17 protein-coding genes and 2 tRNA genes are annotated in these 20,026 nt (G+C 60.1%); 2 read left to right on the forward strand and 17 right to left on the reverse strand.

All coding sequences use genetic code 11. The annotated features are described in order from the left end of the window. Window positions 1-21: 21 nt before the first annotated feature. Window positions 22-107 (reverse strand) — tRNA-Met (locus tag FO488_RS06305). 410 nt (window positions 108-517) lie between these two features. Between FO488_RS06305 and FO488_RS06310 the strand changes: the two genes are divergently transcribed. Further along, entirely contained in the window at window positions 518-1,207 is a 690-nt protein-coding gene (locus FO488_RS06310) for a hypothetical protein (RefSeq protein ID WP_149209773.1), read from the forward strand. Between the two features lie 51 nt (window positions 1,208-1,258). Then, window positions 1,259-2,053 (forward strand): hypothetical protein, encoded by a 795-nt coding sequence (locus tag FO488_RS06315; protein ID WP_149209774.1) that lies wholly within the window; start codon window positions 1,259-1,261, stop codon window positions 2,051-2,053. A 426-nt stretch (window positions 2,054-2,479) separates the two neighbouring features. Here the strand turns inward: FO488_RS06315 and FO488_RS20605 are convergent, their stop codons facing one another. The 16 genes from FO488_RS20605 to rnr all read right to left on the reverse strand — a co-directional run bounded on the left by FO488_RS20605 (window position 2,480) and on the right by rnr (window position 19,895). Next, window positions 2,480-2,629, reverse strand: a complete 150-nt coding sequence (locus FO488_RS20605; RefSeq protein WP_370514322.1) for an Arm DNA-binding domain-containing protein — start codon at window positions 2,627-2,629, stop codon at window positions 2,480-2,482. A gap of 211 nt (window positions 2,630-2,840) precedes the next feature. Then, window positions 2,841-2,917: transfer RNA gene (locus FO488_RS06320), tRNA-Met, on the reverse strand. Between the two features lie 73 nt (window positions 2,918-2,990). After that, complete coding sequence (locus FO488_RS06325) at window positions 2,991-5,045, reverse strand: LPS-assembly protein LptD (protein ID WP_168205923.1); 2,055 nt, start codon at window positions 5,043-5,045, stop codon at window positions 2,991-2,993. Beyond that, window positions 5,045-6,322, reverse strand: coding sequence for a folylpolyglutamate synthase/dihydrofolate synthase family protein (locus FO488_RS06330; RefSeq protein ID WP_149209776.1), 1,278 nt, complete (start codon window positions 6,320-6,322; stop codon window positions 5,045-5,047). The genes FO488_RS06325 and FO488_RS06330 overlap by 1 nt, the downstream gene beginning before the upstream one ends. A gap of 1 nt (window position 6,323) precedes the next feature. After that, on the reverse strand, window positions 6,324-7,178 hold the full coding sequence (accD, locus tag FO488_RS06335) for an acetyl-CoA carboxylase, carboxyltransferase subunit beta (protein WP_149209777.1): 855 nt from the start codon (window positions 7,176-7,178) through the stop codon (window positions 6,324-6,326). 84 nt (window positions 7,179-7,262) lie between these two features. Then, window positions 7,263-8,066 (reverse strand): tryptophan synthase subunit alpha, encoded by an 804-nt coding sequence (gene trpA / locus FO488_RS06340; protein ID WP_149209778.1) that lies wholly within the window; start codon window positions 8,064-8,066, stop codon window positions 7,263-7,265. Between the two features lie 30 nt (window positions 8,067-8,096). Further along, on the reverse strand, window positions 8,097-10,256 hold the full coding sequence (locus FO488_RS06345) for a HAMP domain-containing methyl-accepting chemotaxis protein (protein ID WP_240732202.1): 2,160 nt from the start codon (window positions 10,254-10,256) through the stop codon (window positions 8,097-8,099). A 172-nt stretch (window positions 10,257-10,428) separates the two neighbouring features. Next, window positions 10,429-10,929, reverse strand: coding sequence for an LEA type 2 family protein (locus FO488_RS06350; RefSeq protein ID WP_149209779.1), 501 nt, complete (start codon window positions 10,927-10,929; stop codon window positions 10,429-10,431). 5 nt (window positions 10,930-10,934) lie between these two features. Continuing rightward, complete coding sequence (locus FO488_RS06355; protein ID WP_149209780.1) at window positions 10,935-11,582, reverse strand: transglycosylase SLT domain-containing protein; 648 nt, start codon at window positions 11,580-11,582, stop codon at window positions 10,935-10,937. 238 nt (window positions 11,583-11,820) lie between these two features. Beyond that, window positions 11,821-12,876: a cytochrome d ubiquinol oxidase subunit II gene (gene cydB / locus FO488_RS06360; protein ID WP_149209781.1), complete on the reverse strand. Its 1,056-nt coding sequence runs from the start codon at window positions 12,874-12,876 to the stop codon at window positions 11,821-11,823. Between the two features lie 3 nt (window positions 12,877-12,879). Then, the gene (locus FO488_RS06365; protein ID WP_149209782.1) at window positions 12,880-14,226 is read right to left on the reverse strand and encodes a cytochrome ubiquinol oxidase subunit I; all 1,347 of its coding nucleotides are present in this window, start codon (window positions 14,224-14,226) and stop codon (window positions 12,880-12,882) included. Window positions 14,227-14,412: 186 nt separating this feature from the next. Continuing rightward, on the reverse strand, window positions 14,413-14,817 hold the full coding sequence (locus tag FO488_RS06370) for an Rrf2 family transcriptional regulator (protein ID WP_149209783.1): 405 nt from the start codon (window positions 14,815-14,817) through the stop codon (window positions 14,413-14,415). A 95-nt stretch (window positions 14,818-14,912) separates the two neighbouring features. After that, window positions 14,913-16,001, reverse strand: a complete 1,089-nt coding sequence (locus tag FO488_RS06375; protein WP_149209784.1) for a 6-phosphofructokinase — start codon at window positions 15,999-16,001, stop codon at window positions 14,913-14,915. Window positions 16,002-16,138: 137 nt separating this feature from the next. After that, window positions 16,139-16,990, reverse strand: a complete 852-nt coding sequence (gene tatC / locus FO488_RS06380) for a twin-arginine translocase subunit TatC (RefSeq protein ID WP_149209785.1) — start codon at window positions 16,988-16,990, stop codon at window positions 16,139-16,141. A gap of 148 nt (window positions 16,991-17,138) precedes the next feature. After that, the gene (locus FO488_RS06385; RefSeq protein ID WP_149209786.1) at window positions 17,139-17,312 is read right to left on the reverse strand and encodes a twin-arginine translocase TatA/TatE family subunit; all 174 of its coding nucleotides are present in this window, start codon (window positions 17,310-17,312) and stop codon (window positions 17,139-17,141) included. 261 nt (window positions 17,313-17,573) lie between these two features. Then, window positions 17,574-19,895, reverse strand: coding sequence for a ribonuclease R (gene rnr, locus FO488_RS06390; protein WP_149209787.1), 2,322 nt, complete (start codon window positions 19,893-19,895; stop codon window positions 17,574-17,576). Between the last annotated feature and the right edge of the window lie 131 nt (window positions 19,896-20,026).

Genomic DNA, 20,026 nt, shown 5'->3' on the forward strand with positions numbered 1-20,026 from the left:
ACGGCTGACCGGGCTTTTTAATTGGGGCGCAGGGACTTGAACCCCGGACAACACGGATATGAGCCGTGTGCTCTAACCAACTGGCGAAAGAATGAACTACGCCGCCGGAATTAAAGAGCTTTATGTTGTTGTTCCGCCACTCACTATGACCGCCTCATTCTTGTGTACAACCTGATTTTGATGGCCGTGTGTGTCAATTTGTGTGTCAATTTTTAACAGGGAAATGGTGGGAAGTCCATCTTTTTGGATCAATCGGGGCAAATGTCTGTGTGGCATCATGTGAAAGGTTTGAGCAACACATTTATGTGTCAAAATGATGCAAACCAGAGCAAAAATACAGGGTTTTTGTGGCATTTATTCATTAATATCAGGTGGATATGGTTCAGGTTGTTTAATGTTAAAAAATTTAACATACTGTTTTTACATTGAAATTTCGGACGATGTCGGATAGAAAGGACACATTTCTAATAGGTCCGTGTTTTCATCATTGTGTAGTGTAAGGGAAGCGGAAGCCGGTATGCATTCTGACGTACCAGTCCTCCCGCTATATGGAGGTATGGTGAGTGTTCTAAATTTACTTAGAGAAGCCAGTTTTGGTCAGAGAGTGGCGGAAGAAGAAGGAGACAGCCTAGTCTCCTATTTCGTTGAAACTGATCACTGGCATCGCCTTTATTCTGACAAAGTGGATGTAATCTATGGTCAAAAAGGGACTGGTAAAAGTGCCTTATACTCTTTGCTTGTAACAAGGAGAGACGAACTCTTTGATAGAGGGGTGTTGCTTGCTCCCGGCGAAAATCCACGAGGAGCACCTGCTTTTAGGGCTCTCGTTACTGATCCCCCTGCATCAGAAAGAGAGTTTACAGCCCTCTGGAAACTTTACATTGTTTGCCTAGTTTCTGAGTCATTGAGTGATTATGGTATACCTGGGGATGCAGCTACTGAGTTGCGATTACACTTAGAACAGAGTGGGTTACGTGAGAAGCACAGGAATCTCCAAAGTGTTCTTCTCTCGGCTTTTGAATATGTGAAGAGGCTCCTTCGCCCATCTGCATTTGAGACAGAAACTCTCAAGGGGGTCGCATCTACATTTTTCACTTTATGTAGGAAACTCTCAAGGGGGTCGCATCTACATTTTTCACTTTATGTAGAGTGTAGACCCAACCCTTCTGGAATTTATATTCGAGGGAGAGTGAACAACACGTTCTGATTGTTCACTTTGACCCCAGAATATAAATGCAGCTAACCATCGGGTAGTGCGGTGAACCCGCACACCCTCAATCCGTTGGACAAGCGATTCAAAAATAAAACACCACTGGAGGAAGCTATGTTTTCAAGATTGTGCCAGATTATTTTTCTAGCGCTGATTTCTACAATCATTTCGTCTTGTGGTAGCGGAGGTAAAACCAATACTGCCGTCAACGAGACCCCCGTTAAGGTATCTGCATCCCAAATTGTTTTTAAGAGCGCTAATGGTGTACAACTCGCAAGTCTCTCAGGAGGGGTGGTTGACCCTTCTATAAAGGTTCTGGCTGAAAACGTTACTATCGATAATACATCTAATGCACTAAAATCAGATAACCTCCAAGATGCCCTTGACAAAGAAATAGCGGTAAGTCTTCAAAAGACATTGACCGGGCAGACATGGAATATCACCAATAAGACCAGTGACACCACTTATGCTGGGACAACTGGTGTTGGTGTAGTCAAATTCAATGATGATGGAACTATGACCCTTCTGAGCGGAGGTTTTGCCGCAATTGGAAAGGTTAGTGGTAGCGAAAACAGTTTTTGCAACATCCCGCAGACCATAAATTATGAACTTATAAGCAATGATATTGTATATGTGAGTGCCTCTGTAAAATCAAGAACAGATAGTAATACATATACTGAGGATACCGTCTTGAAAATTGCATCAAGAACAAAGGACAAAATCGTAGTAACCGGCACAGGCGGATGTGGAAATCTTGGCTTCGAAAGAATTTCTGTTCTTACACCTCAAAACGACTCTACAACTGTAAACAAGCGTATCTCCAAAGCTATGAGTCACATCTGACGTCGTTGTGGAGCTGGAATCGATGATGTCCAACACGCGCTCAGACCTTGGCCGGGCGATGAATCCACCCGGCAGGTCAAGCTCAGCCCCGTTATAATGACGTTAGCTCTTCCCAGTGCCCTGATTTGTCCGCATCGGGGAGCCAATAATTCGGCAGAGTACGCTGCTGTTGCGCAGTATTGCGGAGAACCTGACGGGAAGTCCGTTTTGTTCGCTCTTGAGGCACGATGAAACGGAGGATGAAAGGTTGGTCTGGTTTGCCCCGCGTGAGCGGTTGCGAGGGTGGGGTACGTCGACCGGGCAGAGTCAAAGGCGGTTGTTTGTCTTCGACCCATCAGCATGATGACAGTCTGTCTCCGAACTTATGCGGCGGGTTATTCGGTGCTCCGGTACCCTTTCTCATTATTTGCCTGTCAAGCCGTCCGTTTAAGCACCCAGGGAAAGTTGTTTCACTTTTCCGTTGTAGCTGTATTTCATTCGCCACAATTTACTTCCCGTGGGCGTTACCAGCAGATTGCCGCCGCCATCGAAAAGCCGGTATTCTGTTTTCTGGGGCTTGGCATTTCTGATTTGCACTTCAGGGAGGGGGGACGATTCGTTTTGGCATGGCCTTTATCTCCATTTTAGGAGCATCCTGTTTGGGGATCATGCGAAATGATCCCAAAGATGCCCCCTTAATTGGTGGATATCAGCATGCCAAAGCGGACCATATCGGACAATAGGAAAAGAAAAAGCCCTTATTTCTAAGGGCTTTTTGGTCTTGTCCGGACTAACCCGGACTTTTTAATGGTGGCGGCGCAGGGACTTGAACCCCGGACAACACGGATATGAGCCGTGTGCTCTAACCAGCTGAGCTACGCCGCCAAAATCATTGAGTAAGGCCCTACTTTTTAATTCATATGGGCCGCTGTGTCAAGAGAAAATATTCCAGCCCCGATTATTTGCTCGTCATCAGCCCTTCCAGGTTGAAACCGAAGTGGAAGGAGAAGTTTCCTCCCGGCCGGTCGCCGATGGACAGGCTCACGCTCCAGCACTTCTGGCGGTATTCCACGCTGTAGACCGATTCGAGAAAATTGCCGCGGTCAAAGGAGTAGCGGGTGGTATACCCCAGGGTCCAGGGGTTGAAGTACTTGGTGGCCAGCTTGGCCTCCAGGTATTCCACCTGGTTGCGGGCCATGCGGTAGCTCACGGCTGCACTGTTCCCCTGTTTGTCGTCCAGTTCGATCCCCGGCGCGGCGCTGGAGAAACGGTTGTCGTAGAGGTTGTAGCGGGTGTCGACGGTCAGCTTGGCCTGGGGATGGAGCCAGGTCTCCGATTCCAGGGTCAGGTCGGTCCAGGGGCGATTGGCGTCCACCATGGAGAGCAGGTCGCGCCGCGTTCCCCCCACGCTGTACCCCTGGGTCAGCCTGACGAGGGAGATGTCGCGGTAGGTCGTGGTGTCGCCCGTCTGGAACTTGCCCCCCAGAAAGCTGGTCACGGAGGCGGAAAAGATGTTCTGCCCCACGAGGCGGTCGTTGTAGTCGTAGAAGGGGAGCCGGGACTGGTCGTGGCTCGGGGCGTAGGTGTAGGACACCTCCGGGGTGATCTCGTGGCGTAGCTTTTTGAGGGCGGCGCCGTTTATGTCGTAGACCCGGCTCAGCGACGTGGAGGCGCGGGCGCCCAGTTCGGGCAGCAGGTCGCCGTCGGTTTCCTTTGTCGTGGCGCTGCGGTTGTCCTGGGTGACATAGCCGCGTACGTGCAGGCCGGCATAGGCCGAAGCGTTCAGGTAGCCGGGCAGGCCGGACACGTAGGTGAGGCGCGGAAAGGCGTTCAGGCGCTGGCCGGTGGGATCGACCTCGCGGTACAGGTTGGCGGCGCTGGAATCCAGGTCGAAATAGATCGGGGTGGAGAAGACCTGCTGGCGGACGCCGGCCAGGGACACCTCCGGCAGGGTCTGGAGCGTGCGGCTGTTGTCCGTGGCGTACAGGTCCTCGGCGAAGCGCAGGTAGCCGGAGAGGGCGTAGTTCTGCCATGTTTTCAGGGCGTTGACGATGGTATCGTTGGACTGGCGGTTGTAATCGCCGCTCTTTTCCCCGAAATCACCCAGAAAGCTCCGGTCGCTGGTCAGGTTGATCTCCGTCCGCAGATTCATGGTCGGGGAGAAAATCTCCTTGTGGCTGAGGCTTGCCTGGCCGCGCCAGCGCTCCTTGTCCAGGTCGTAGATCAGGTAGCCCCCGAAATGCCCCTCGCTCCCCCTGTTCCAGATATAGCGGTAGTCAACCCCGGTGCCGACGCCGCGTTTGGTCTGGGTGTCCAGGTCGAGCAGCAGGTCCTGGCTGGGGGAGATGACCAGGTAGAGCGGGATGTCCAGTTGTGCGCCGCGGCTGCTGGAGTAGCCGAAGCGGGGAAAGAGCAGCCCGGTCTTGCGCTCCCGCACCACCGGAAACGCCATCCAGGGGAGATAGAGGACCGGCACCTCCTTGATGTAGAAGGTGACCCCCCGGCCGACGGCGTACCCCAGCAGGTTGACCTTGAGGTGGTCCGCGCCGAATTTCCAGCTCGGGTCCGGCAGGTCGCAGGTGGTCAGCTCGGTGGTGGTGAGCTCCACTTCGTTGTCGTTGATCCGGGTGATCCTGTCGCCGATAAAGGTGACGTTGGACGTGGCGGAGGTGAGCACCCCCTTTTCCAGTTCGCCCCGGCCGGTGTCCATGTCCAGTTTGATGGAGTCCCCCCGCAGGGTTTCGTCCCCCTTGACCACGAGGACGTTGTCGGTGGCGTGCAGCACCCTGGTCTTGCGGTCATAGGTCGCCTTGTCCGCCGTGAGGGTCATGCCCTGCCATCTGATGGTGACGTGGCCGGTGGCGGTGAACACCTCGTTGGCCGTGTCCTGGCTCATGCTGTCGGAGTTGATGGAGATGTTGCCCTCGGTCGGCATGGGGACCGCTCCCTGGGCCGGGACGGCAGTGAACAAGGCCAGGCAGATCAGCAGTATGTACAGGCGTGTGGGTGTCACTAGCCGCGTATCCCTTCGAAGTGGTCCCCGGCGAGCCATGCTTTGGTCTCACCTACCGTGAACAGCGATCCGCACACCAGGATCAGGTCGTCCGCCCCTGCCTCGCGTCGTGCTGTTTCTATGCCGTTGCCGACGCTCCCGCAGGCCGTGGCCCGAAAGCCGAGGCCGTTCAGGATGCCGGCCAGGACCGCGTCGTTCAGCGCCCGCTCCACGGCGGGGGTGACGGCGTAGGCGTGGTGGACCTTGCCCGCCAGGGGGGCGAATATGGCCGGGACATCCTTGTCGGACATGACCCCGGTGACCAGGATGAGCCGCCGGCAGCGGTACGCGTCGAGCGCCTCGGCAAGGGCGGCGGCGCCGGCCGGATTGTGGGCACCGTCCAGCAAAAGGCGCGGAGGGCCAGGAACCAGTTCCATGCGGCCGGGCCACCGGGCGGCGGCGATGCCTGCCGTGAGGGCGTCCGGGGCGATGGTCATTCCGGATGCGCCGAGCACCTCCGCCGCAGTCAGAGCCAGGGAGGCGTTCTGGGACTGGTAGCGTCCCGGGATGCCGGGGAGCAGCCGGGATAACTCCACGCCGAGGCCGTGGTAATCGAGGGAGCCGTCGTCCATCCAGAAGGCGCGGAAGTCGTCCCCCTCGTGGACGAACCGGTTGCCCCCCGCGGCGCAGGTCCGCCGGATCACCTCCAGGGCCTCGGCCGGCTGGCGGGCGGAGACCACCGGGGTGCCCGGTTCGGCGATGGCGCTCTTTTCGGCGGCGATGAGGGGAAGGGTCGCCCCCAGGTAGTCGCAGTGGTCCAGAGCGATGGGGGTGATGACCGTCATCAGGGCGGGGATGACGGCGGTGGCGTCCGACCTCCCTCCCATGCCGGCCTCCATGACCGCCACCTCGGCCCGCTCTTCGGCAAAACAGAGGGCGGCCAGGGCGGTGACGATCTCGAAGAAGGTGGCCTCTGCCGGGGCCGCTGCCAGCACCGTGGCGAGCAGCGTTTCCAGGCGTTCCGGGGGCGGCTCCTGCCCGTCGATGCGGAAACGCTCGCTGAAGTTTACCAGATGGGGAGAGGTGAACAGGGCGGTACGGACCCCGGCCGCGCTCAGTATGGCGGCGAGAAAGGCCGAGGTGGAGCCTTTGCCGTTGGTGCCGACCACGTGGATGCTGCGAAAGGAGCGCTCCGGGTGTCCCAGGCGCTCCAGGACGAGCCGGACCCGGTCCACACCGGGACGAATGCCGAAGCGCCGGCGGGCGTAGAGTTTCTCGAGTATGCCGGCCAGGGACATCTCAGGCGGCGGGGCGGTGGAGCATTTTCAGGATTGAAGCCAGTTTGGGGCGCATCTCCGTACGGGGAATGATGGCATCCACCATGCCGTGGTCCAGCAGGTATTCGGCCCGCTGAAACCCTTCCGGCAGCTTCTGGCGGATGGTCTGCTCGATAACCCTCGGCCCGGCAAAGCCGATGAGGGCCTTGGGCTCGGCGATGTTCAGATCCCCCAGCATGGCGAAACTGGCGGTGACGCCGCCGGTGGTGGGATCGGTCAGGATGGAGATGAAGGGGATGCCCGCCTGCTTCAGCTTGGCCAGGGCGGCCGAGGTCTTGGCCATCTGCATGAGCGACAGGATGCTTTCCTGCATGCGCGCGCCGCCCGAAGCGGAGATGATGAGCACCGGCTGGCGCTGTTTGAGGCCCCGTTCGATGGAGCGGGTGATCTTTTCGCCCACCACGCTCCCCATGCTCCCCCCCATGAAGGAGAAATCGAAGCAGGCGACCTGTACGCCGATCCCCTCGATGGCCCCCTCGACGCAGATGACGGCGTCTTTCGACCCCCCCTTGGCCAGGGCGGCATCGATACGCTCCTGATAGCTCTTGGCATCCTTGAAATCGAGAAAGTCCACCGACTTCATGTCGGCGTCGTACTCCTGCCAGGTCCCGTTGTCCAACAGAATCTCCAGGCGCTTGCGGGCCGGGATGCGGTAATGGTGGCCGCACTTGGGGCAAACGTTGAGGTTGGCTTCGATCTCCTTGCCCAGGATGGTTTCCGAACATCCCTGGCATTTGACCCACATCCCCTCGGGAACCTTGACCTTCTTTTCCGTATTCTTCTCTATCCCTGCCTTGTCCCGATTGAACCAGCTCATAATAACCTCGCGATCTGTCGAAAACGTTACTGAAGTGAATGGGGGTGGTAGCAAAAAAGCGGCAGCCTGTCAAGCAGGCATATCTCAGGCCGAGCCGGAAGAGATGGCCCGTTTCAGCTCGCCGACCAGTTGGCGCAGCTCGTTTTTCAGCCTGGCGCCGGAATGCTTCTCGAGCAGTTTGACGATGGCGCTGCCGACGACGACGCCGTCGGCCATGGCCGCCACCCGGGAGGCCTGCTCCGGGGTGGAGATGCCGAAGCCGGCCATGACCGGCAGGCGGATCTTTTTGCGCACCTTGGCCAGTTCTGCCGCCAGGGTGGCGGAGGTCTCCTGGCGCATGCCGGTGACGCCGGTGACGGTGACGTAATAGACGAAACCGCGTCCCAATTTATCCACGGTGGCGATGCGGGATTTGTCCGAGGTCGGGGTAAGGAGGAAGATGACGTTCAGCCCGCAGGGAGCGGCGTAGTCGAGGAATTCGCCCGACTCCTCGGGGGGCATGTCCACTACGAGGACGCCGTCCACCCCCGCCCGGGCGGCGTCGCGGCAAAAACGCTCATAACCGTAGGCATGGATGGGGTTGAGGTAGCCCATGAGGATGATCGGTATGTCGTGCGAGGCCCTCACCTTCGTTACGGTGGCGAGAATCCCCTCCAGGGTGGTGCCGGCCGCCAGGGCGCGTTCGGACGAGAGCTGGATGGTCGGCCCGTCGGCCATGGGGTCGGAAAAGGGAACCCCCAGTTCGATGATATCGGCGCCGGCATCCGCCAGCAGAGAGATCATTTCTTCGGTGGTGCCCAAATCCGGGTCGCCGGCGGTGATGAAGGTGACCAGTGCTTTGTCGTTATGTGTGGCCAGTGTGGCGAGCCGTGTGGTAAGTCGGTCCATGGGGTTGCAGTCTCCGGGGTGGTATGCTGGCTAAATTTTGAAACCGTCCATCTCTTTCTCCAGCAGGTCGATCTGCCTGGAGAGGCTGGTGACGGCCTGCTCCATGAGATCGGCGGCCTTGGCGTTGGCGGTGGAGGAAAGCTGGATATTGCCCATCGCCTTGAGGATCTGGGCGCTGTTGAGGCCTTGGGAGCGGCACGCATCGCGGATCTGATCGACCATGGAGGTCATATCTTCGGTGGAGCGGGCAATCAGGTTGCTGGCGCGGCTCTGTTCGCGGGTCGAGGTGCGCACGTGGACGGTCAGGTCCTTCATGCACTCAACCGCCGACGAGATCAGGTCGCTCCCCTTGGAGTGCTCCCGGGCCGAGGTGGCGATGTGGCCGACCATCTCCTCGACGCTGGTCATGGCCTCCTTGATGCTCTGGCTGCCCCGCGCCTGTTCCACGGTGGCGCGCGCTATCTCCCGCGTCTGGATGCTGGCCTTCTGGACGCCGCTGACGATCTTTTCCAGGGCGGTGCCGGAGCGCTGGGAGAGCTTCTCCCCCTCCGAGATATAGTGCTCCGCCAGGCTGATCGCCTCGACCGCGCGCGCAGTCTCGTTCTGCACCCCCTTGATGACGGCGGCTATCTCCCGGGTGGAACTGCTGGTCCGTTCGGAGAGTTCGCGAATCTCGTCGGCCACCACCGCGAACCCCTTGCCGTGCTCGCCGGCCTGGGCGGCGATGATGGCGGCGTTGAGGGCCAGCAGGTTGGTCTGCTCCGCCACCTCGTCGATGACCGAGAGGATGGTGCCGATGTCGTTGGCCTTGAGGGACAGGTTCTCGATGACCTCGGCGGTGATATGGGACGAGCGGCGGATGTCCTGCATGCCGGCAATGGCCTCTTCCACCGCCTGTTTGCCGGTTTCGGCGTCGTTTTTGACCCCCTCGGAGATGGCCGAGGTGTCCATGGCGCTCTTCTCCACCTGCTTGATGGTGGCGTCCATCTCGGCGATGGATGAGGCGGTGGTGCTGGAGGCGTCCAGCAGATTGGCGATGCTGACGTCGATCTCCTTGATGGAGGTGGCCATCTCGATGATCGAAGAGCTGACCTCGTTGACCGTTACCCCCAGTTTGTCGGCGTTGATGGCCACTTCCTCGATGCTGGCCGCCATCTCCAGGATGGAGGAGGATGTTTCCGATGCCGAGACGGCAAGCTTGTCGATGTCGTTGGAGACGTCCAGGACCGACATGTTGATGAGTTCCACCGCCCGGGAGGTCTCCGCGACCGTATCCTTCTGGAGCTTGGCGGAGTTGACCACCTGGCGGGAGGCCTTCTCGATGTTGTTGTCGATGGCCGTGAGCTCATCGGAGGCGGTCGTGACCCGGGTCACCATGTTTTGCAGGTTCTCGGCCATGGTGTTCATGGTCGCAGCCAAGGCGCCGATCTCGCCCCCGGCCTTGGTTTCGAGGCGGGTGTCGAGCCTGCCCCCGGCCACGGTGCCGGCAAAAGCGACGCATGCCCGCAGCGGCCGGGTGATGGACAGGGTGATCAGGTACGAGAGCAGGGCGATCAGGGCGATCACCACAAGGCCGACGACGGCGGTCGTCATGATCTTGACCGCGATGCTGGTGGCCACCTGTTGTTCGGCGGCGTTCACGTCACGGTGGAGGGTTTCCACCATCGCCGCGACGGTGGCGCTGAAACTGTTGAAACGCTGGGTCTGAAGGCCGGTCATGAGGTAACTGGCCTTGAGCACGTCCCCCTTTTCGGCGGCGGGCAGGACCTCGTTCAGCAGCGTTTTCTTGTAATCCGACCAGATGGTGTAGGCCTTGTTGATGTTCTCCCGCTCTCCGGGGGCGCTCACCGCCGTGAGGACGACGCCGAATTTGCCGTCGATATCACGGATGAGCAGCTTTACGGTCGTCACGATCTTGTTGATGGCGGCGCTGTCGGTTTCCAGCATGAAATTCTGCATCTCGTTGCTGATCTGGTAGAGGTCGGATTTGAGGAGGGCGATACTTTCGAGGGCGTTGTTGTTGGCCCGGATGGTTCGGTAGGTCGCCCCCCCGATCCGCACCTCGTTGAGGAGCAGGATGCTGAGGACAGCCACGAGCAGGATGCCGGAAAAGGCCGCCGTCGAGAGCAGCATCATCTTGGCGCGCAGGCTGAAACCGTTGCCGCTGGTCGGATTCAATGTGGTCTCCACTTGGTGCAAGCTCCTTGCTCTGCGAAGTTATGGTCGAAACGCCAAGGGGATGTTCGCGGCCCGTGCGCATGTGGGCTGCAGGGAAAAATCCGCACAACTATACCAGAGCCCGCGCTTTCATATCAAGCAAAAACGCCGGAAAACCGTTGTGCGGCACGCTTCCGGCAGCTCGTCAGCGCACGCCCTTCAGGATGTCTCCGATGCGGTTCAGGTAGGTGCCGGGCCGGTATGCCTCCGGCAGGGAAAGGGTGTCGTCGCTGGTCACCGGTATGACCATCTCCCCAAGGGGGGTATCCAGGTGCAGCCGGGCATCCAGGCGGTAGGGGATCCTGTCCGGGGCGGGCAGGCGCTTGAGGATCTCGATCAGGTCATGGTACCTGATCCGTACCGGAAGGCGCAGGTCCGTCTCCCGCCCCGCCGGGAAGACGACGGTCTGCTGGAGACCGCCGGCGGCGAGAGGCAGGGCCATGACCTGGAGGTCATAGGAATAGCCCCGCAACGAGATGTCGAAAGAATTGGGGTTGGTTACCCCCAGGTGACATTCCACGTCGAAGCCGGCGGTGTCCAGCGCGACGAGATTCGTGTGTTTGAGTGCCACCTGGGGGGGCGTGACGAGCGCGGCGCAGGCCGTCAGGTGAAAAACCAGGATGAAAAGGATGATGAGACGTCCCATGGCGATCAGGGGGTTTTGATGCCGGACTCTTCCATGGCGATATGCTCGGTCTGGCGTTCCATCTCGGTAAGCATCTCCAGGCGGAGATGCCGGATCTTTTTCAGATAGGCGTTGGCTTGGGGCCCCTGGCCGCAGTAGAGCTTTTTGGCCCGTTCCAGGTTGCCGTCGGCGATGTGCAGCTTGGTGAACAGCTCGCGGACGGCGGCTTCGGCGCACTTCTCGTCGTTTTCCATGTCCTGGGGGGTGTAGCCGTGGCTTTTGGCCCGCTGCGGCATGAGCTGCCACACGCCAAGAGCCCCCTTGGAAGAAACGGCCACGCCGGAGAGGCGGCTTCCGCCGGTCTCGGCCAGGGCGATCTCGGCCAGGTCAAAGGGCATGAAAGGGGTGCCGAGGGTTTTGGTGAAACAGAGGGCTGCCAGTTGGCGTGCCCGTTGTGGGGTTGTGCGGCGGGTGAAAGCGGCTTCTATGGCGCTTACCTGACGCTTGCGTTCGCTCATGGAGATGCCTTTCTCCAGGAGGCTCTTGATCTCCCGGTCCAAAGGCGATTCGATGGGAGTGGTGGCAGCGGCCTGCGGCTCCGTCTTTTTGACCGGAGTGTTTTCGCAGCCTGCCAGCACCAGCAGGCATGTTAAGCAGAGTAGTTTTTTTCGCATAAGAAAGAGTGGGGTCGGTTGTATCGGCTTTGCCGGAATGGCGTACACGCCTGGAAGTGTTGTCGGGGGGCTCCGGCTGGGTGCTCCTTTCTCGTTGTATTTGCCCTGAAACGCCAAAGTCCCGGTTGGCCGGGACTTTGGATCGTTGTTCAAGGTAGGGATACTTATACTTCATGATCGTTGGCTTGTCAAGCCAAACGGGGTGATGTTTAATGATTTCAATATTTTATAAGCGGTTTTAGTACGCCTCCGGGCTTCCCAGCACGTCCTCGTTGCTGACCGGCGCCCGGAAGAGACGGTATACCCAAATCTTGTAGGCGATGACGGTCGGAACGAAGATCAGCGCCACCACGGTCATGATCTGCAGAGTCAGCAGGCTGGACGAGGAGTTGAAGATGGTCAGGTTGGAGGCCGGGTCGATACTGGAGGGGATCAGGTTGGGGAACAGCCCGGTCACGCCGGTAAAGACCACGAAGACGATGGTCAGACAGGAGAAGGTGAAGGCTTTGTAGCATTCGCCTTTTGCCGCGAAGAGCTTGACCAGAAGGAGCGACGCCACGGCAATGACCGGAATGATCAACAGTACCGGTGCCTTGAGGAAGTTGCCGTACAGTTTGGTGGCCGGGTAGGTGTAGCCGAGGAATACGACCGCAATCACCAGGAGCGGCAGCCAGAGTTTGTTGGCCAGGGCGGCAGCCCGCTTGCTCAGGTCGCCGGTGGTCTTGATGGCGGCGTAGAGCGAGCCGTGCACGGCAAAGAGCAGGACGAACAGCACGCCGGTCACCAGGCCGTAGGGGTTGAGCAGACCGATCAGGGTGCCGTCGTAGGTGAAGTTCACGGCGGCGAAATCGTTCTTCATGGGAATGCCTTTGAAGATGTTGCCGAAAGCGACCCCGAACAGGAGGGCCGGGAGAAAGCTGGAGACGGTGATGGCCGTGTCCCAGGAGCCTTTCCAGGTGGCACTGTCCAGTTTGCCCCTGAACTCGAAGGAGACCCCGCGGACGATCAGGGAGAACAGGAGCAGCAGCAGGGCCGAGTACAGGTTGCTGAACATCAGGGCATAGGTGGTGGGGAAGGCCGCAAAGGTGGCGCCGCCGGCGGTGATCAGCCAGACCTCGTTGCCGTCCCACACCGGACCCACCGCGTTGATCAGGACCCGCTTTTCCGTGTCGTTCTTGGCCAGGAACCCCGACAGGAAGCCGGTGCCGAGCACAAAGCCGTCAAGCATGAAATAAACCGCCCACAAAACTCCCCACAGCACGAACCAGATGATCTGGAATACGGATACGTCCATAGCCTATGCCCTCCCCTGAACGTTGATGATGGCGGAAAGATCCTTGTCCGGCCCTTTTTTGGCGTATTTGACCAACAGGAAGATGTCGATGGCGCCCAACAGGCCGTACAGAACTGTGAAACCCAAAAGAGACAGGGCCACCTGGGTGGCGGAAACGGACTTGGAAACCGCGTCGGCGGTCTTGAACACGCCGTAGACGATCCAGGGCTGGCGCCCCAGTTCGGCGACGAGCCAACCGAACTGTTCAGCCAGGTAGGGGGCCGGGATGGCGAAGACCATGAGCGTCAGGAACCAGCGCTGCCGCTCCAGGTTCTGTCTGCGCGACAGGAAGATGGCTATCAGGCTGGCGAGGATCATGAAGCTGCCCAGGCCGACCATGAGGCGGAAGCTGAGGAAGGTCGGGGTCACCATGGGGCGCAGTTCCTTGGGGAAGTCCTTGAGCCCCTTGATTTCGGCGTTTGGATCGTGGAAGGCCAGCATGCTGAGTGCGTTGGGCACGCAGAGCGCTTCCACGGCGTTACATTCCTGGGCCACGTTCGGCAGGATCAAGAGGTTCATGCCGACGCCCCGTTTGGTTTCCCACTGGGATTCCATGGCGGCGAACTTGGTCGGTTGGGTCTTGGCGATCTCCACGGCGTGAAAGTCCCCGGTCAGGGCGGTGCCGAGGGAGGCGACAAAGGCCCAGACCGCAGCCAGCCTGAAGGAGCGTTTGAAGAAGTCGTTCTCGTTGTTGCGCAGGAGGTGCCAGGCGGAAACCCCCATAATGAGGAATGCGGCCAGGGCATAGCCCGAAAGCAGGGTATGGGTGAACTTGATCCAGCCGTAGGGGTTGGTGAGGACGGTGAGGAAGTTTTCCATCTCGGCCCGGTTGTTGCGCAGCACGTAGCCGACCGGTTTCTGCATCCAGGCGTTGGCCAGCAGGATGATCAGGGCGGAAACGTTGGTGGCCACCGAGGCCAGCCAGATGGTTATCATGTGGGCCTTCTTGGAGATCTTGTTCCAGCCGAAGATCCAGACGCCGATGAAGACCGATTCGAGGAAGAAGGCCAGGGTCGCCTCAATGGCCAGCGGCGCACCGAAGATATCACCCACGTAGCGGGAATACTCGGACCAGTTCATGCCGAACTGGAACTCCATGGTGATGCCGGTCACGACGCCCAGGGCAAAGTTGATCAGAAACAGTTTGCCCCAGAACTTGGTCATGCGGAGCCACATCTCATCCCCGGTGTTCACATACTTGGTCTCCATCCAGGCGGTCAGGATCGAGAGGCCGAGCGTCAGGGGGACGAAAATCCAGTGGAACATGCCTGTTGCCGCGAACTGCAGCTGACTGAGGGTTACGACGTCCATACTTCCTCCTTGTTAAGATAGTGGTGCTGAGAGGGGGCTCGAGACTGAATTGTAATTTGGCGTAATCAAACCAATATTTGCAATACTATAACTTTTTTTCGTAAATGCAACAGATTTATGCACAAAAGGGCCTATTTTGTCCTGTTTACGGCAAAATTTTTTTGGCCGGAGCCGGAAGGCCGAAGGTTACCCCTCGGCCAGCTCTTTCAGCGTTACCTTGTCAAGGATGCCCCGGACCTGGGATTGCACGTTCATCCATACCGGGTGCACGTTGCAACTGCTGCTGCGATCGCAATCGACTCCGTTGGTGACGCATCTGTTGGGGATAATCGGCCCTTCCACGGCTTCCACCACCTCCAGAAGGGTGATCTTGTCCGCCGTGCGGCCGAGAATGAAGCCGCCGCCGGTGCCGCGGTATGATTTTACCAGCCCGATTTTGCTGAATTGCTGGAAGATTTTGGCAAGAAAGGTGGGGGGGACGTCAACCGCCGCAGCGATATCGCTCAGCAGGCAGACTTGGTCGGCAGGGCGGGATGCCAGATAGACAATGCCGCGAATTGCATATTCACCCTTGCGGGTAAGTTCCATCATGGGACCTCAAAAAGGACTTTTTTTATCTTTTTATGGGTTTTTCCATTATTTGTCAACAGAAATTTTTGCCGATACTCCGGAGCGGGCGCCGTCGGTCAGCGGCCAAGCATGATGCCGAGCTCTTCGGCGGTCTGGACGATCTCCCCGGCGGGATCCACCAGCTTCAGGTCGCTGATGGCGTCCTCCATGGGGACCGAGGTGATGGCGCGGCCCTTCAGGCAGGCCATGCGCCCGAATTCTCCGGCGGCCACCATCTGCACCGCCTTGGTGCCGAAGCGGCTTCCCAGGGCCCGGTCGAAGGTGGTGGGGGAGCCGCCCCGCTGCAGGTGCCCCAGCACGGTGACGCGCACATCCATGTCCAGGCATTGTTCGATGCGCTTTGCCACGAACTGTCCGATGCCCCCCAGGCGTTCGATGGCCTGGCGTTCGTCCGCCTTCTGGGTCACAACCCTGCTGCCGCCCGCCGGAAAAGCCCCCTCGGCGACCACGATGATGCTGAAGCGGCTGCCCCGGGCCGAACGGCTGCTGACGGCGTCGCAGATGCGGTCGATATGGAAGGGGATCTCCGGGATGAGGATGACGTCGGCGCCGCCGGCGATGCCCGATTCCAGGGCGATCCAGCCGGCATAGCGTCCCATGACCTCCAGGATCATCACCCGGTGGTGGCTCTCGGCGGTGGTGTGCAGTTTGTCCAGGGCGTCGGTGGCCGTTTCCAGGGCGGTGTTGTAGCCGAAGGTGAAATCGGTCTCCCGCAGGTCGTTGTCGATGGTCTTGGGCACTCCCACCACCGGGATCCCCTTTTTGTACAGTTCCAGGGCGATCTTGAGGGAACCCTCGCCCCCCACGGCCACCAGGGCGTCGATCCCCAGGGCCTTGATGTTTGCGACGACCGCGTCGGAACGGTCGACGCGAACGATGGCGCCGTCCTGTTCCACCGGATAGGAGAAGGGGTTGCCGCGGTTGGTGGTACCCAGGATGGTACCCCCGCGGGGGAGGATGCCGCGCACGCTTTCCAGGGTGAGCGGCGTGCATTTGTCCAGGCTCAGCAGGCCGTCGAAACCGTCCTCGATGCCCAACACCCGCCAGCCGTGGCGGATGATGGCGCTCTTGACCACGCCGCGGATAACGGCGTTCAAGCCGGGGCAGTCGCCGCCTCCGGTGAGGATGCCGATGGTTTGCGTCATGGGGAACCTCCCGGCAGGTTGTTGAAAAACAGCCATCTCGCCGCCTCCTCGAAAGCCCCTTTGTGCGGCGTAGCGCTGCTACGCCTCCGTGGGACTTCCTCCGGGGGCGACGATCTGACTGTTTTTGAACAACCTGGTTAGATCGTTTCACCCTCCGCTTCGGGTGGGGCGATAACCTTTTTCTTGCCGAAGATGAGCGCCACCCAGATGCTGATCTCGTACATCAGGTACATGGGGACCATGATGACGAACATGGTGATCAGGTCGGCGTGGAAGGCGGCCACGATGGAACTGGCCAAAAGGGCGTATTTGCGCTTGGGGGCCAGCATCTTGTAGCTGACGATGCCGAAGCGGGACAGGATCAGGGTCAGGATCGGCAGTTCGAAGATCAGGCCGAAGATCAGGATCAGGCGCAGGCAGAAGTTGATGTAGGAACTGATGTTGAACCAGCTCTGCAGCCCCTCCGCCTCGTAGGAGAGGGAGAAGTTGATGATGACCGGCCAGATCACGATGAGGAAGAACATGGCCCCGACGCAGAAGGTGAGGGTGGCGGCAGTGATGAAGGGGACCACCATGCGTCGTTCCTTGCGGGTGAGGCCGGGGGCGATGAACATCCAGAGTTGCAGGAAGACCACCGGCAGGACCAGCACGAAGCCGAGCAGCATGGAGATCTTGCACTGGATGAAGAACGGCTCCAGGGGAGCGCTGTAGTTGAGGGGGCGTTTCTTCTCGGGGGCGTTGATCTCCTGTTCCAGCTTGTAGCGGGTATAGAGTTCGGGAGCCCGTTCCTTGACCTTGGCGTAGACCATCTTTTTGATCTCGGTCAGGTAGGTCTTGCCGGTCAGGGGTTTTTCCACGAAGTTGAGGACCGGACCGGAGAAGTTCCAGGCCACGCCCATGCCGATAACCACGGCGACGACGATGATGACGAGCCGCTTGCGCAACTCGACCAGATGCTCGATGAAGGGGGCAACTTTTTCTTCGCTCATGGGCTCTTTCCTACCACAGGGGTACGCGGTCGCGCAACCGCTTTTTGCCGGGCGGCCCGGTCGTCAGGCCGGCTGGGCAACGGCTCGATAGTACGCCCCATGGGGGCAAGAGCCGGCCAGGGAGCAGAGAAAACTGCGGCGAGTCCGGTTACGACTCTTTTTGGGGGGGGAGTTCGGCGGTATCCTTGTCGTTGGCGGCCTTTCTGAAGTTGCTGATGGCCTTGCCGAAGGAACTGCCGATTTCCGGAAGTTTCCCCACGCCGAACACCAGCATCACGATAGCTGCGATAATAATCAATTCCGGGGTGCCGAAACCAAACATGACCTTGATCTCCTTTGTATTGAACATATAACGGCGCAGAAGGCCCATGGAGAAAGGAGGAGCAGCTCCACGGGCCTTTTGCTGACGGAATTCCTGCCTAAAGGGCACTGGTACAAAACGCACCCATGCTATACTAAGAACATTCGCAAATCAAGCGTCATTATTGGTGTATTCAGATCCCGATGGGGACGTCTCCATGCCGGGAAGCGGCGGTATATCCTGGCGGTCCCGTACGCCATGGAGGACAAAAGGCTTACGGCGTCAATGCCGTTTTTTGCCGCTACTGCGCCCCTTTTCCTTCGCTTTACCTTTACCCCTGCCGGACGCCGCCCCTTTGGACTCAGCGCCGCCGCCCCGCGTGAGGCCGCTCACCCGCTTGCCCTTGATCGGTATGCGCGGGTACTCCTCGGCCGGTCCGGCACCGGCCGGGATTTTGGGCGGGGCGGAGGGGGTGTGGGCCGCCAGGGTGAACTCGATGCGCCGGGTGGCCGGGGAGACCGCCGCCACCGTGACCCGCGCCTTGTCGCCGATGCGGAAGACGCGCCGCAACCGGTTGCCCACCAGGGAGTGCTGCTTCTCCTGAAAGGTGTACAGGTCGTCGTCCAGGGTGGAGATGTGCACCAGCCCCTCCACGAACAGCTCCTCCAGCTCCACGAAAAAACCGAAAGCGGTCGCGCCGGTGATATAGCCGTCGAACTCCTCCCCCAGATGCTGCTGCATGTACTGGACCTTCTTCATCTCCACCACGTCCCGCTCGGCCTCCATGGCCACCCGCTCCCGCTTGCTGGTATGCTCGGCCGTCTCACCCAGGTGTTCGGTGGCGATGGCCAGTTGTTTGGCGCGGCGCTTGTCGTCCTTCTTCTCATCCAGGGCCAGGAGCGCCTTGAGGATGCGGTGCACCACCAGATCGGGGTAGCGCCGGATGGGTGAGGTAAAGTGGCAGTAGCAGGGAGAGGCCAGGCCGAAGTGCCCCAGGTTTTCGGCGGCGTAACGGGCCTGCTTCATGCAGCGCAACAGGGCGTAGTTGAGCATGCGCTCCTCGGGCCTCCCGTCGGCCTGGGCCAGCAGGCGCTGCAGTTCGGCCGGATTGACCCGGTCCCCCACCAGGGCGAACTCGTAGCCGAAGCCGTAGATGAATTCCTGGAAGTCGTGCAGCTTGGCCGGGTCCGGGTTTTCGTGGATGCGGTAGAGGAACGGGACCTGCCGGGAGGTGACGAAGGCGGCCACCGCCTCGTTGGCCGCCAGCATGAACTCTTCGATCAACTGGTGCGCCAGGTTGCGCTCGGCCCGGACGATCCCCTCGGTCCGGCCGGTCAGGCCGATGATGATCTCCGGCTCGGGCAGGTCGAAGTCGATGCTGCCCCGCTTTTTGCGCATGGCCATCAGGATCAGGGCCAATTCCTTCATCTCTCCCAGCATGGGGGTCAGGGGGCGGTGCTTGTCCGCCACCTCCCGGTCGTTGTCCACGATGATCTGTTTGACGGTGGTGTAGGTCAGGCGGGCACTGCTCTTGATGACGCTGGGGTAGAAGGCGCTCTCCACCATGCGGCCGGCGGCGTCGAAGAGCATCTCGGCCGTCATGGTCAGGCGCTCCACCTGGGGGTTGAGGGAGCAGATGCCGTTGGAGAGCCGTTCGGGGAGCATGGGGATGCAGCGGTCCGGAAAATAGACCGAGGTGCCGCGCAGGTAGGCCTCCCGGTCCAGGGGGCTGCCGGGGGTGACATAGGCGGAGACGTCGGCGATGGAGACCCACAACCGGAAATTGGCCCCCTCCCGGCGCAGGGCCACGGCGTCGTCGAAGTCCCGGGCCGTTTCGCCGTCGATGGTGACGGTGGTCATGCCCCGCAGGTCCACGCGCCCCTTCAATTCCCCTTTGCCCACGGCTTCGGGCACGGCGTCGGCCTCGGCCAACACGTCCGGGCCGAACACATGGGGCAGCTCGAAGCGGCGGATCACCGACTGGACTTCCACCTCCGGGTCGTCGGGCCACCCGAGGATCTCCACGATGCGCCCCTCGGCCGGCCGGCCGCCCACCGGATAGGCGGTGAGTTCGGCCACCACCTGCTGGCCGTCCTCGGCCCTGCCGCGCCCCTTGGGGGGAATGAGGACCGCCAGATTGAGACGCTGGTCGTCGGAGATGACCAGCGCGCCGCGGCGGCTCTCGTCGTACCTCCCCACGACCCGGGTGGTGCTCCGTTCCACCACGTTGACGATTCGTCCGTCCAGTTTGTTACCCCCCATGCGGCTCTGATTGGCGGTGGCCTCCACCAGGTCGCCGTGCAGGGCGCCTTTCATGAATTTGGCCGGGATGAAGATGTCCTCGCCGCCCCCTTCGGGCGCCACGAAGCCGTAGCCGTCCCGGTGGACCGTGATCCGGCCGCGCACGGTCCTTACCTGCCCCGGCAGGACGTAGCTGTTGCCCCGCTGGCGGATTACCTCGCCGTTGTCCGCCATGTCCTCCAGCAGGTTCTGCAACTCGCGCTTCAGGTGGCGGCCGCCGAAGTCGCGCAACAGGGTTGAAAAATGGACTGGGCCCCCGTATTCCTTGAGGAGCGCCAGAATATGCTTTTTTGATACGGTCATAATTTATATATCCCATCGTAGTCTGGTGTTGTGGTGCGCTGTGAGGCGCATGATATGCCTTTTTTCCGCGATTTGCGATATTTTCCTGCGGTTTGCCCGGCCGGGAGCGCCGCGCCGGCCGCATCGGCCCT

This window comes from Geobacter sp. FeAm09 (assembly GCF_008330225.1).
Classification (GTDB): domain Bacteria; phylum Desulfobacterota; class Desulfuromonadia; order Geobacterales; family Pseudopelobacteraceae; genus Oryzomonas.